This is a genomic window from Halomonas halmophila (assembly GCF_006540005.1).
GTDB classification, from domain to species: Bacteria; Pseudomonadota; Gammaproteobacteria; order Pseudomonadales; family Halomonadaceae; genus Halomonas; species Halomonas halmophila.
On record NZ_BJOC01000041.1, the window covers coordinates 1 to 12,572 of the forward strand.

At 60.0% G+C, this 12,572-nt stretch carries 11 protein-coding genes; 6 read left to right on the top strand and 5 right to left on the bottom strand.

Annotation, left to right across the window (positions count from 1 at the left end):
• Window positions 1–131 precede the first annotated feature (131 nt).
• On the top strand, window positions 132–1,067 hold the full coding sequence (locus HHA01_RS13150) for a retron St85 family effector protein (protein WP_141321454.1): 936 nt from the start codon (window positions 132–134) through the stop codon (window positions 1,065–1,067).
• Window positions 1,060–1,998, top strand: a complete 939-nt coding sequence (locus HHA01_RS13155; RefSeq protein WP_141321456.1) for a retron St85 family RNA-directed DNA polymerase — start codon at window positions 1,060–1,062, stop codon at window positions 1,996–1,998. Before HHA01_RS13150 ends, HHA01_RS13155 begins: the two co-directional genes overlap by 8 nt.
• An 803-nt stretch (window positions 1,999–2,801) precedes the next feature.
• Here HHA01_RS13155 and HHA01_RS15065 read toward each other — a convergent pair.
• Window positions 2,802–2,969 carry a helix-turn-helix domain-containing protein gene (locus HHA01_RS15065; protein ID WP_141321504.1) on the bottom strand — a complete coding sequence of 56 codons (168 nt, stop codon included), beginning with the start codon at window positions 2,967–2,969 and terminating at the stop codon, window positions 2,802–2,804.
• A 112-nt stretch (window positions 2,970–3,081) separates the two neighbouring features.
• Between HHA01_RS15065 and HHA01_RS13165 the strand changes: the two genes are divergently transcribed.
• The 3 genes from HHA01_RS13165 to HHA01_RS13175 are packed head-to-tail and all read left to right on the top strand — an operon-like array spanning window position 3,082 to window position 5,114.
• Window positions 3,082–3,396: a hypothetical protein gene (locus HHA01_RS13165; RefSeq protein WP_141321458.1), complete on the top strand. Its 315-nt coding sequence runs from the start codon at window positions 3,082–3,084 to the stop codon at window positions 3,394–3,396.
• Between the two features lie 32 nt (window positions 3,397–3,428).
• Complete coding sequence (gene thpD, locus HHA01_RS13170) at window positions 3,429–4,388, top strand: ectoine hydroxylase (protein ID WP_141321460.1); 960 nt, start codon at window positions 3,429–3,431, stop codon at window positions 4,386–4,388.
• Window positions 4,389–4,448: 60 nt separating this feature from the next.
• The gene (locus HHA01_RS13175) at window positions 4,449–5,114 is read left to right on the top strand and encodes a fumarylacetoacetate hydrolase family protein (protein WP_141321462.1); all 666 of its coding nucleotides are present in this window, start codon (window positions 4,449–4,451) and stop codon (window positions 5,112–5,114) included.
• A gap of 128 nt (window positions 5,115–5,242) precedes the next feature.
• On the opposite strand, the gene HHA01_RS13180 is transcribed toward HHA01_RS13175, so the two are convergent.
• From HHA01_RS13180 to HHA01_RS13190, 3 genes are all read right to left on the bottom strand, one after another.
• Entirely contained in the window at window positions 5,243–7,585 is a 2,343-nt protein-coding gene (locus tag HHA01_RS13180; RefSeq protein WP_141321464.1) for a glucose/quinate/shikimate family membrane-bound PQQ-dependent dehydrogenase, read from the bottom strand.
• Window positions 7,586–7,852: 267 nt separating this feature from the next.
• Window positions 7,853–8,812 carry a homoserine kinase gene (locus tag HHA01_RS13185; RefSeq protein ID WP_141321466.1) on the bottom strand — a complete coding sequence of 320 codons (960 nt, stop codon included), beginning with the start codon at window positions 8,810–8,812 and terminating at the stop codon, window positions 7,853–7,855.
• 136 nt (window positions 8,813–8,948) lie between these two features.
• Window positions 8,949–9,239: a DUF2782 domain-containing protein gene (locus HHA01_RS13190; RefSeq protein WP_141321468.1), complete on the bottom strand. Its 291-nt coding sequence runs from the start codon at window positions 9,237–9,239 to the stop codon at window positions 8,949–8,951.
• Between the two features lie 152 nt (window positions 9,240–9,391).
• Between HHA01_RS13190 and polA the strand changes: the two genes are divergently transcribed.
• Window positions 9,392–12,157: a DNA polymerase I gene (polA, locus tag HHA01_RS13195; RefSeq protein ID WP_141321470.1), complete on the top strand. Its 2,766-nt coding sequence runs from the start codon at window positions 9,392–9,394 to the stop codon at window positions 12,155–12,157.
• A 9-nt stretch (window positions 12,158–12,166) separates the two neighbouring features.
• Here polA and HHA01_RS13200 read toward each other — a convergent pair whose 3' ends face one another.
• On the bottom strand, window positions 12,167–12,511 hold the full coding sequence (locus HHA01_RS13200; RefSeq protein WP_141321472.1) for an antibiotic biosynthesis monooxygenase family protein: 345 nt from the start codon (window positions 12,509–12,511) through the stop codon (window positions 12,167–12,169).
• Between the last annotated feature and the right edge of the window lie 61 nt (window positions 12,512–12,572).

The window sequence follows — 12,572 nt, forward strand, 5'->3', positions numbered from 1 at the left end:
CAGCAAAGCAGCAAAGCTTGGGTTTTCAGTATGTCTGAATTATCGAAAAAGCAATATTGCTGATAGTTGGCTTGATGCTTTAACTATTAGCTTAAGCATGTACATGGACGTATTTTGGCGAACTAATATTCATGTCTACCTCGAGCGCGCATGATTATCAATTAGAGTTTCTTTCTAATATTAGTTTAGAGAATTCGCGTTTTACTCCCTCCCAGTCTCCTATCGTTTTACTTTGCGGCGGTAGAGTTGCAAATACTCTGCCGCTATCATCATTCAGGCATGCGCTTACCAATTACCTTCCTCTTCCCAGATACGAACTATTTTGCCCCGAAGAAATAACTGACTGGAAAGAAGATGGTGTTTTTTATGATTTGCTTGACCTGGAAAAAGAGCTAGGCAGCATATGTTCTTTAGTGGTAATCGTCTTAGAGAGTGAAGGCGCATTTGCAGAGCTAGGTGCCTTCTCTCAAATGCCGCACCTTCGAACGAAAATATTTGCAATAAACTCAGAAGAGTTTCATGAAGAAAGCTCTTTTATAAATTTGGGGGTGCTGAGGCACCTAAGAAAGGAAGAGCGGGTTGAAGTAAGAGTTTATCCTTGGGAGATAAGAAACCCGGGAGTCCTTGAAAATGATGTTGTGAAAGATGCTTTAGATGATATAGAAGAGCAGCTGAGAAAAGTTAGAACGACCCACGCGTTCAGCAAAGATAATGATGGCCATGTTATAACTCTGATTTGCGAACTTGTTAGAATATTTGTGGCTCTGAAGGAAGGTGAAATACTAGATTTTTTGGACTTGCTAGGAATTGAAGTAAGCCGAGAATCCCTCAGGAGAAAACTTTTTGTTCTTGATAAGTTTAGAGTTGTTGTCAAAGGGCGCTATAGTGACTCTACTTTTTATTTGAGAGACGGGACTGATTTTAATAAGATAAGGTTTGTTCAGCAAGATGGTGCGGCTTATGATGACTTAAGAGTTTTGCTGCGTTGTAAAGAGCTCTACCAAGAGGACCGAAAGCATCGAAACAGGATGCGTGTCATTAAGGCTCAGGAGCAGAAAAATGGATGAGTCAAAATTTAGAAGACTGCTTAAGGAAGAGCTTTCTATTAGCTATTCAGAGTCTGCTCGTCTGATTGCTAGAGCCCCGCATGCGTATAAAAAGTATAGGATAAAAAAGGCGGATGGAGGTTTTCGAGAAATATCCCAGCCAGCAAAAGAAACAAAGTTTGTAATGCATTGGGTTATAGATCGTTTTCTAAAGCCCCTCCCAGTACATGAAAGCGCCGCTGCCTACAGAAAAGGGGCAAGTGTGAAAAAGAATGCTGCCATGCACTCAAGCAATTCTTATTTGGCAAAATTTGACTTTAAAAACTTTTTTCCTTCTATAAAAATATCAGATATAGAGAGGCATTTGGCGCTACATGGCGATAGGGGGCTAGATGAAAGAAGTGTAAGTGAGATAGCTAGGCTTTGTACTATAGCCCATATGGAGGGTAAATGCCTTAGTATTGGCTCTCCGGCATCTCCGTTTTTATCAAATTCAATAATGTATGATTTTGATGAAAAAGTTTCTAGGTGGTGCGCCGAAAACGCGTTAACTTATACTAGGTATGCAGATGACTTGACATTTTCTACCAATGTCAAGAACTTGAGTTTTGAGGTTCAAGGTTTCTTGATCGAAGTAATTCAGAGTTTAGAGTATCCAGCGATTGAATTGAATGAAAATAAAACTGTTTATGCTTCAAAAAAGGGGCATAGGCGTGTTACTGGGGTTGTTTTAAGCAATGCTGGCAATGTCTCCCTTGGCAGAGAAAGGAAACGAGAGATTAGCTCGTTGCTCCACAAGTTTAGAATAGGAGAGCTGTCGAGGGAAGAGGTATATCGGTTACAAGGCCTTCTAGGATTCGCAAATGATGTAGAGCCGGTTTTTGTTGAAAGAATGCGAAAAAAATACGGGCATGATCTCTTATGGAGAATAATGTCATTGTCTCGTGAGTGAGGTCGATAAGGAAAAAGGCATGCGGGATAGAGGCTCTGCCTCTTTCAGAGAACTTTGAGTGCATCTGGCATCACTGGTTGGAGTCGCTGTGCCAAGCCACGATCGTGATCGATCACTGGATCCGGCACTACAATGAAGAGGGCTACATCAGCCTCTAGACTATGTGGCACCCCGAGCACACCCCGCATTAGCTGCGTAGGGGGGAAGGGGCAGGGGCACTATTACATCTATTTCTGTCTCCCTGGATAACTCCTCTTCGGAGTTCTTTAGAGGTTGTTGCCATTACTGCGAACTAGGATAATACTTTGTTTAACTTTTAGCCTTGATTCGTATATTTATATAATGGTTTGTGTCTAAGATTGAGCTAGCGATTTACGCAGCTGCCATCGAATGGGAGCTTTAAGAAAGCTTCTTCTATGTGGCTTTATTATCCAAAGCAATCTGATTATTAGCCCTGTTATTGAGTTAATGGTTTTAAATTTCACTCTGATTACCCGCTAAATTAAACCACTTACAGATAGTTTCCATGTCATGTCCAGGGTGCTAGTGTTGTGGCGAGCGACAGTGGGTTGGAGGGACCGGCTAAAGTACTGATTTCTCGTGTACACGGCAGCAATATGCTGAATTGGACATAGCCTTGTCATCAGCAGGCCTCGGGTACAACTCCTGATGCTTGGACCATAAACATATCCGGAAAATCAAGGGATTGTAGGGAAGAAAAAATGCCGCCCATCGAGGCAGCTTACTTTATCCACACCCGCTTTCTATCCGAGATATCCACCCGCGACTCGATGAGCTGACCGTTAGGGCGCGCCGGCGGTGGCGCCCTGGCGGCGTTCTTCGCTGGGCGAGCGGCTGGTGCGGCGTCGGAAGGCGCGCGAGAAGGTCGAGACATCGGCGAAGCCCAGATCGAGGACGATCTCGTCGACCGGGTGTGCGGTCTGGCACAGCCAGTAGCGGGCCCACTGCAGGCGGCGCTTGCTGCGGGGTTACGCCGAATTGGCGCTGACAGAGCAAGTGCAGCTGGCTCTGGCCGAGGTGCATGGCCTCGGCCAGAGCCTGGTTGTCCGGTGACAGGCCCAGGTGCTCGTCGATGAAGGCGTCGAGGGCCGCGGCGGGCAGGCGTTCGCGACGCCGGGAATCCAGGTCCTCCTCGCCGAGCAGCTGGCTGAACTGGCTGACGAACAGCAGCGCCAGCTCACCGCTCTGCTCCAGGGAGGCCAGGCAGGGGCGTCCCGGTCGAGGTCGATCATCAGCACCTCGCTGTCCTCACCGCCCCCGCACATCATCCCTGGCATCGGCTGGCTGACAACTCCCTTGAAAGCCGACGTGGATAACCTCACCCTGTTGAAGAGGGTCCCGCATGGGGCCCTCGATCGGTCACGAGATCGAATCTGAAACCATTCCGACTTTGCCAAAGGAGGTATTGGATGTCAGTGCAGACATCGTCCAGCCGACCGTTGTCCGAGAGCCGCGTGCGCAGTGCTCCGGGGCCGGGGGAAGATCCCTATCCGACCCGCCTGCGCGAACCGCTGGACCTGCCGTGGCTCAATCGTCGCGAACCCGTCGTCAAGGGCGAGGCCAGTCAGGGCCCGCTGTCCACCGATCAGCTTGCCCGCTTCGAGCGACAGGGCTTTCTGTTCGAGCCCGACTTCCTGAGTGGCGAAGAGCTCCAGGCCCTGCGTGGCGAGCTCGATGCGCTGCTCGAGCGCGATGACTTTCGCGGCCAGCCTTTCGCCATCACCGAACCCCGCGGCAACGAGATTCGTTCCCTGTTTGCCGTGCATTTCCTGTCGCGGCTCTTCAGCCGTCTGGCCAACGACGATCGCCTGGTCGGTCGTGCCAGTCAGATCCTCGGGGGTGAGCCCTATGTGCATCAGGCGCGTATCAACTACAAGCCGGGTTTCGAGGGGCAGGGATTCAACTGGCACTCGGATTTCGAGACCTGGCACGCCGAGGACGGCATGCCCGGCATGCATGCGGTCAGTGCCTCTATCGTGCTCACCGACAACCATACCTTCAATGGCCCGCTGATGCTGGTGCCGGGCTCCCATCGGGTCTTCATTCCCTGCTTGGGGGAAACGCCGGACGACCATCACCGCCAGTCACTCAAGCAACAGGAGTTCGGTGTGCCGGGGCGTGATGCCCTGCGCCGCCTGATCGACCGCCATGGCATCGAGGCGCCCACCGGCGCTGCGGGCGGGTTGCTGCTGTTCGACTGCAATACTCTGCATGGCTCCAATGCCAATATGTCACCGGATCCACGCAGCAACGCCTTTTTCGTCTACAACCGGCGCGACAACCGCTGTGGCGAGCCCTTCGCCGCGGATCGGCAGCGTCCACGCTTCCTTGCCCATGCGCCGGATGAAAGCTGGTCGCCGCATGCCTGACGCACGCGTAGACTGAGGGCCTGGCCCACTATTCGGCCTCACCCGCAGAAGGAGTCGACCATGCGTTTCGTTCCCCGCTTTACCGACGGCCGCGAGTTTCCCGAACCCCTGGGCAAGATCGTCTGCGTCGGCCGCAACTATGCCGAGCATGCCCGGGAAATGGACTCGCCGGTGCCCGATGAGCCGCTGTTGTTTCTCAAGCCGGCGACCAGTGCGGTGGACATGGAGGCGGTCATCGAGGCGCCCTTCACGCGGGGCGAGGTGCATTACGAGACCGAGCTGGCGCTGTTGATCGGTGAGCCGCTCAGCGATGCCGCCCCGGATCTGGCCGAGCGGGCCATCGTGGGCCTCGGCCTGGCACTGGATCTGACGCTGCGGGATGTCCAGACGCGTCTGAAGGACAAGGGGCATCCCTGGGAAATCGCCAAGGCCTTCGATGGCGCCTGTCCGTTGTCGGCATTCCTGCCGCTTGTCGAGGCGCCCAACTGGAGTGCGCTGGAATTCGACCTGGCGGTGAACGGCGAGCCTCGCCAGCATGGCCTGGGCGCCGAGATGCTGTTCTCGGTGCCGGTGCTGGTGGCCGAGATGAGCCGGCATTTCACCCTGCTGCCCGGCGACGTCATCCTGACGGGCACGCCGGCCGGTGTCGGCGAGCTGCCGCGTGGTGCCAGCCTCGATTTGCAGATGACCGGCGGCCTGCACATACAGACGCGCGTCGCGGAATAAGGTGGCGCCAGCCGGGGCAGGTAGTGGCCCGCCCTCACGCATGACAAGGCCCCGCCGGGCGCGTCCCGGCGGGGCCTTGTCGTAGGTGGCGTCTGCCGGACAGCCCGCAGGCTGCCCTGGCGTCAGGCCTATTGCGCCTTGAGCTTGTAGGCCACGACGTAGTCGCCGATGGTGGTACCGATGGAGCCATGTCCCCCGGCAACCTGGACGACCATCTGCTCGCCCTCGCTGTTGAGATAGGTCATCGGGGTGGCCTGTCCGCCGGCCGGCAGCCGGGCTTGCCACAGCTGCTCGCCGGTTTCGAGGTCATAGCCGCGCAGGTAGTCATCCACGCTGGCCGCCATGAAGACCAGACCGCTCTCGGTGATGACGGGACCACCGATACCGGGTACGCCCATCTTGATGGGCAACGGCAGGGCCGTCATGTCCTCGACGGTACCGTTCTTGTGCTTCCAGACGGTCTCGCCGGTACGCAGGTCGGCACCGGCTACATAGCCCCAGGGAGGCTGCTGGCAAGGGATACCGAGCGGCGACAGGAAGGGCTTCATGTCGACCGCATAGGGAGCACCAGCGTTCTCGTTGATGCCCTGCTCGCCCTGGTTGGTCTTGCCCAGGTCGGTGCCATCCTTGGGTACCAGCGTCGAGGTGAAGGCCAGGTAGAGCGGCATGCCGAACATCACCTGACGTTTCGGGTCGACGGCGATGCTGCCCCAGTTGAAGACGCCGAAGTTGCCCGGGAAGACGAGAGTGCCCTGCTTGGAAGGCGGCGTGTATTGTCCCTCGTAGCGCAGCGACTTGAACTGAATACGGCACATCAGTTGGTCGAGCGGCGTCGCCCCCCACATGTCGGATTCCTGCAGCTTGGGCGGCCGGAAGCTGAGGCTGGAGACGGGTTGTGTATCCGCTGCGTAATCGCCCTCGATGGTGCCCTGCGGGGCCGGCTTTTCAGAGATCGGCAGAATGGGCTCGCCGGTCTTGCGATTCAGCACATAGACATCGCCCTGCTTGGTAGGAATCACCAACGCCGGCTGGGTGCCCTGTTCGGTCTCGAGATCGAGCAGGCTGGGCTGCGCCGGTGTATCCATGTCCCAGAGGTCATGGTGCACGAACTGCTGGACCCACTCGACCTGGCCGGTCTCGAGACTCAAGGCCACCACAGAGCTGGCGTACTTCTCTTCCGACGGGCTGCGGTACATGCCGAGCTGGTCCGGCGTGCGGTTGCCCATGGGGAAGTAGATCATGCCCAGTTCTTCGTCGGCACTGGCGATCGACCAGCTGTTGGGCGAGCTGGTGGTGTAGGTCTCGCCCTCGGCGATCGGTGCCGTCTCGTCCGGATTGCCAGCGTCCCAGTTCCAGACCAGTTCACCCGTCTTGGCGTCATAGGCGCGGATCACACCGGACGGTGATTTGACAGCATAGTTGTCGTTCACCGAGCCGGCGACGATGACCTTGCCGTCGGCGACCACGGGGGGCGAGGTAGAATAATAGAAACCGTCCTGCTTGAACGGCATATTGTGCATCAGGTCCAGCTCGCCGTTGTTGGCAAAGTTGGCGCAGCGAGCACCGGTCGCCGGGTCGACGGCCACCAGGCGGGCATCGGAGGTCGGCAGGAAGAGCTGGGCATCACACTGGATGGCTGCCTGATTCTCGGCAGGTTGGTCGATGGCTTGGACATCGATGGCGTCAGGGTCGCCGTTGCTGGGCGGCAGATAGGACACGCCCCGGCAGGTCTGGTGCTGGCGTGAGCTCTCGTCGGGCACCTTGGCATCATAGACCCACTGCTCCTTGCCGGTATCGGCATCCAGTGCGATCAGCCAATTATGCGGGGTGCACAGGAACAACGAATTCCCCACCTTGAGCGGTGTGGCCTCGTAGGTGGTCTCGGTGACGTCGTCCGGGCCCATCATGTCACCGGTGCGGTACTGCCAGGCGAGCTCCAGGTTATCGACGTTTTGCGGCGTGATCTGTTCCAGCGGCGAGTAGCGCTGGCCCATGTTGCTGCGCCCGTAGGCGTGCCAGCTCTCCTTGGGCGAATCCCCGGTATCCGGAGACTCGGCGACCACATCGCGGTTCAGCTCGCCTTCGATACGGTGTTGATCCACGGCCATGCTGGCCAGGGTGCCCACGCCGATGATCGCCCAGACGGGCAGCAGCACAGCCAGGCCGGCGCGACTGGCGTCCTTGGCGGGTATCAGCAGCGGGATGGCGAGTATCAGGAAAAGGCCCAGGCGGGTCGCCAGTGGCCACCAGTCATACCCCGACTCCCACAGCGACCAGGCGGCGGTGGCGATCAGGAAGAGGGCATAGAGCAGCTGGGCCGTGGGGCGCCGCGAACGCGTCATGGCACCGACCACGATCAGGAGTACGCCGGTCAGTGCGTAGTACCAGCTACCGTCGAGGGTGATCAGCCAGATGCCCCCCCCCAACAGTGCCAGCCCCACGAGCCAGAAGATGAGTGAAACGATGAACATTAGCCTAGCTCCTTGCCATGGAAGGTACCTGGAATATGGCCGCGCAGCCGTGGTCGACGCAAAGGACGTCTGCCGGATCCCCCGAGGGGCCGGCCAGAGGCATGGACGAGGTGCGTGCAACTCGCGTGCGGCGAGGGATTCAGGCGAAGAGATTACCGCCTTATGGTATAATAGTTAGCCTGAGAATTAAAGTGCCCGCCCGGCTGGAGAAGGCCGGACGGCCGTGCGGCGATTGTGTCCGGCCGAGCATCAGGGCTTGCACAGCTGTCACGCCGCAGGTGCGGGCAGAGGCAGTGGTGCTTCGGCCAGGCGCTGCTTGAGGATGGTGCGGAAGCGGTCCGGGTCATGGGGGGTCAGGTCGTGGGCCGGCGGGTCCACGTAGACCACCAGCAGACGCGAGAGCCAGTAGCGCAATGCCGTCATGCGGAGCATCATCGGCCAGGCATCGACTTCATTGGCGTTCAGCGGGCGTCGGGCCTGGTAGGCGCCGAGAATGGCCGCGTAGCGCTCGGCGTCCAGGCGGCCGTCGTCGTGGGTCGCCCAGTCGTTGATGACGATGGCCAGGTCGAACAGCAGGTCGCCGGTACAGCCGTTGTAGAAATCGATCATGCCCCCCAGGCGGTCCCCATCGAACAGGGTGTTGTCGCGGAACAGGTCGCCATGCAGGGCACCCTGGGGCAGTTCCGGCAGCCGTTCGAAATAGCCCTGGTAGGCTTCCAGCTCGTCCATCATCAATAGCTGGTCCTCGTGGGACAGATACGCCAGCACCTTGTGGTGCATGGGCAGCAGCCAGTGCAGGTCGCGCGGGTTGGGGCGATGCCCGGGGAAGTACTGCGAGACCTTGTGCATATGGCCCAGGGCATCACCCAGCGCGCGGCACTGAGCCAGGTCGGGTTCGTGGGGATGGCGGCCCGGCAGGCGCGGAAACAGCAGCGCCGGCTTGTCGGCCAGGCTGTGCAGGGCGACGCCATCATGGTCATGCAAGGGGCCGGGGACGGGCAGGCGGTGCTCGTCCAGGTAGTCGAGCAGCTCGACGAAGAAGGGCAGCTCCTCATGTTCGCCCTGTTCGAACAAGGTCAGCACCAGTTCCTGACGGTCGGTGGTGACGAAGAAGGTGCTGTTCTCCGTGCCGGCAGGTACGCCCTCGACGGCAACCAGCGAGCCGGCGTCGAAACGCTCCAGAAAGGTCGCGACCTGGGCGTCGGATAGTGGTGTGAATACGGCCATTGGGGTCTCGCGCAGACGATCTCAAATCGTCCATTGTAGCGGCTTGGTGCCTTGATGCACGAATCCGGGGCAGGAATCGTGCACAGGCGCGGCCGGTGGACACTCAGCGTCCGCCGCTGTCACGCTCAGGGCCCGTTCAGCTATCCTCGCGCACCCAATCCGGAATGCTCAGGCTGCCGCCTTCCTGGCGCTCGAAGTCGCCGCCGCCATCCCTGTCGATCAGGTAGTAGGTGGCGCCGGAGGCCGGGCGCACCTCGATGGCGAACAGCTGACCATTAAGGCGATATTCCTTGAGGGTGCGACCGTCTTCCTGACGCGTGGTGACCTGGGGTTCAGGAGCCCCCGACTGGGCGATCGCCGGCGTAGCGGACAGCAGTAGGGCGCTGAGGCCGAGCAACAGGGCTAGTGAACGAAATGAAAACGGCATGGTTACCTCCGGGTCGGTCATCGGCGTCCAGTGTACGACGCGACGGCATCACGGCAAACATCGCCGGCAATGCGTATCATGGGGCATTAGAACTGCATTTACTTTCCGGGTTCCACGACCTGCGTTATTCAGACATCAATGGATGCCGACTCATGGCCAACACTCCCATCGTACTCGTCGACGGTTCTTCCTATTTATATCGAGCCTTTCATGCCCTGCCGCCGCTGATGACCTCCGATGGCCAGCCCACCGGGGCGGTCAAAGGCGTGCTGAACATGCTCAAGCGGCTGATCAAGGATTACCCCGACAGCCCCATGGCAGTGGTGTTCGACGCCCCCGGCAAGACGTTTCGCGACGAGCTGTACGCCGAGTACAAAGCGCAGCGGCCCCCCATGCCGGATGACCTGCGCTCCCAGGTGGCGCCGCTGCATGACTGCGTGCGGGCGCTGGGGCTGCCGCTGCTGTGCATCGAGGGGGTGGAGGCCGACGATGTCATCGGCACCCTGGCGCGCCATGCCACCGAGGCCGGTCGTGACGCCGTGATCTCCACCGGCGACAAGGACATGGCCCAGCTGGTCAACGGGCACATCACCCTGGTCAACACCATGAAGGATGAAACCCTCGACCCGGCGAGCGTCGAGGCCAAGTTCGGCCTGCCACCGAGTTTGATCATCGACTACCTGGCCCTGATGGGTGACAAGGTCGACAACATTCCCGGTGTGGCCGGTGTCGGCGAAAAGACCGCCATCGGCCTGCTGCAGGGTATGCAGGGCGGCCTGGAGACCATCTATGGCGATCTCGAGAAAGTCAGGACGCTGAGTTTTCGTGGCGCCAAGACGCTGCCGAAGAAGCTCGAGGAAAACCGCGAGCAGGCCTTTTTGTCCTACGAGCTGGCGACCATCAAGACCGACTGCGAGCTGCCGGTGGGCCTGGATGATCTGCATATCGCCCAGCCCGACCGCGACCGCCTGGCGGAGCTGTATGGCCGTATGGAGTTCAAGACTTGGCTGGCCGAGCTGAAGGACGGCAGTGACGCCGGCGTCGATGATGTGGCGGGGGGCAGTGCCGCGGCACCGGATGAAAGCGCAGCGCCGAGCGAGGGCCGGGAGCCGCGCCGCGATGTGGTCATCACCGAGCAGGCCACGTTCGACGAGTGGCTCGAGCGGCTCGCGGCCAGCGAGGCCTTCTGCTTCGACCTGGAAACCACCAGCCTGTCCTACATGGAAGCCGCTATCGTCGGTGTCGGCCTGGCCCTGGAGCCGGGAGAGGCGGCCTACATCCCGCTGGCTCACGACTACCTGGATGCGCCAGACCAGCTCGATCGTCAGGCCGTGCTCGAGGCGCTGGCCCCGCTGTGGGCGGATGCCGACAAGGCCAAGATCGGCCAGAACCTCAAATATGATATTTCGGTGCTGGCGCGTCACGGCTACCCCGTGGCCGGGACACTGCACGACACTATGCTGGAGTCCTATGTGCTGGATTCCACCGCCACCCGCCACGACATGGACTCGCTGGCGCTGAAATATCTCGGCGAGACAACCCAGAGCTTCACCGACATCGCCGGCAAGGGCGCCAAGCAACTGACCTTCAATCAGGTCGCGCTGGAGCAGGCCGCGCCCTATGCCTGCGAGGATGTCGACATCACCCTGCGGCTACACCAGATACTACGACCGCAGGTCGAGTCACAGGGTCGCCTGGCCGAGGTCCTCGATGCTGTCGAGCGGCCGCTGGTGCCGGTGCTGTCGCGCATGGAGCGCAACGGCGTGGCGCTGGACCCGGAACGCCTGCATGTGCAGAGCCGTGAGCTCGGCGAGCGCATCCATGAGCTGGAGCAGCGCGCCCATGAACTGGCCGGGCGCGAGTTCAACCTCGGTTCGCCCAAGCAGCTCGGCCAGATCCTGTTCGAGGAGCAGAAGATCCCGGTCCTCAAGAAGACGCCCAAGGGCGCCCCCTCGACGGCCGAGGGGGTGCTCGAGGAGCTGGCGCTGGACTACCCCCTGCCCAAGGTGATCATGGAGCATCGCGGCCTGTCCAAGCTGCGCTCGACCTATACCGACAAGCTGCCGCGACTGGTCGTGGCCGCGACCGGACGCCTGCATACCAGCTACCATCAAGCGGTCACGGCCACCGGGCGACTGTCATCGTCCGATCCCAACCTGCAGAACATCCCCATTCGCACCGAGGAGGGGCGGCGCATCCGCCAGGCCTTCGTGGCGCGGCCGGGATATCGGCTGGTGGCGGCGGACTATTCGCAGATCGAGCTGCGCATCATGGCGCACCTGTCCGGTGACAAGGGTCTGCTCGATGCCTTCGCCGAGGGGCGCGACATTCACGCCGCCACGGCCGCCGAGGTCTTCGGCGTAGCCCTCGATCAGGTCTCCGGCGAGCAGCGACGCAGCGCCAAGGCCATCAACTTCGGCCTGATCTACGGCATGAGCGCCTGGGGGCTGGGGCGTCAGCTGCACATCGAGCGCAACCAGGCGCAGGTCTACATCGACCGCTACTTCGACCGCTACCCCGGAGTTGCCCGCTACATGGAACGCATCCGCGCCCAGGCGGCGGAGGATGGCTTCGTCGAGACGGTGATGGGGCGCCGACTCCATCTGCCGGAGATTCACTCCCAGAATCGCAACCGTCGCCAGGGCGCCGAACGCACCGCCATCAATGCCCCGATGCAGGGCACGGCAGCGGACATCATCAAGCGCGCCATGATCGACGTCGACGCCTGGCTGGCGCAGGCCGACAGGAACGCCATCATGGTCATGCAGGTGCACGACGAGCTGGTCTTCGAGGTCGCGGAAGACGAGGTCGAAACCTTCATCGACGAGGTCAAGGCGCGCATGCAGGGCGCCGCCGCGCTGGATGTGCCGCTGACCGTCGAAGCCGAGAGCGGTGCCAACTGGGACGAGGCCCACTGAGTCAGCATATCATTCGTGAGCTTCGCGACTATCCGCGGGTGCCTGCTCCCGGTCGTCCAGGCTGTAGTCGCGCTCGACCCGAGCGATACGCAGTCGGTAATCGGCGAACACCGAGCGGCGTCCCGCGCTCTGGGCCGCACGATGGGCCTCGAGGCGGCGCCATTCCGCGACGGCCGCCTCGTCGCGCCAGAAGGACAGTGACAATAACCGCTCGGGGGCGGCAAGGCTCTGGAAGCGTTCGATGGAGATAAACCCTTCCACGTCGCTCAGCAATGGCTTGAGTTCGGCGGCGATGTCCATGTAGCGCTGGCGTTGCGTAGAGAAAGGTCGGGCTTCGAAGATGACGGCAATCATGCTGGCTCCTTCGGTGACGGTGGTTGTCACGGCCGCTCGAGCGGCCGACAGCGACCAGTAT

Bases quoted from the DNA above. Each gene is read 5' to 3' on its own strand.
- HHA01_RS13150 (WP_141321454.1), top strand. From the start codon at position 132: ATGTCTACCTCGAGCGCGCATGATTATCAATTAGAGTTTCTTTCTAAT.
- HHA01_RS13155 (WP_141321456.1), top strand. From the start codon at position 1,060: ATGGATGAGTCAAAATTTAGAAGACTGCTTAAGGAAGAGCTTTCTATT.
- thpD (WP_141321460.1), top strand. From the start codon at position 3,429: ATGTCAGTGCAGACATCGTCCAGCCGACCGTTGTCCGAGAGCCGCGTG.
- HHA01_RS13175 (WP_141321462.1), top strand. From the start codon at position 4,449: ATGCGTTTCGTTCCCCGCTTTACCGACGGCCGCGAGTTTCCCGAACCC.
- HHA01_RS13180 (WP_141321464.1), bottom strand. From the start codon at position 7,585: ATGTTCATCGTTTCACTCATCTTCTGGCTCGTGGGGCTGGCACTGTTG.
- HHA01_RS13185 (WP_141321466.1), bottom strand. From the start codon at position 8,812: ATGGCCGTATTCACACCACTATCCGACGCCCAGGTCGCGACCTTTCTG.
- HHA01_RS13190 (WP_141321468.1), bottom strand. From the start codon at position 9,239: ATGCCGTTTTCATTTCGTTCACTAGCCCTGTTGCTCGGCCTCAGCGCC.
- polA (WP_141321470.1), top strand. From the start codon at position 9,392: ATGGCCAACACTCCCATCGTACTCGTCGACGGTTCTTCCTATTTATAT.
- HHA01_RS13200 (WP_141321472.1), bottom strand. From the start codon at position 12,511: ATGATTGCCGTCATCTTCGAAGCCCGACCTTTCTCTACGCAACGCCAG.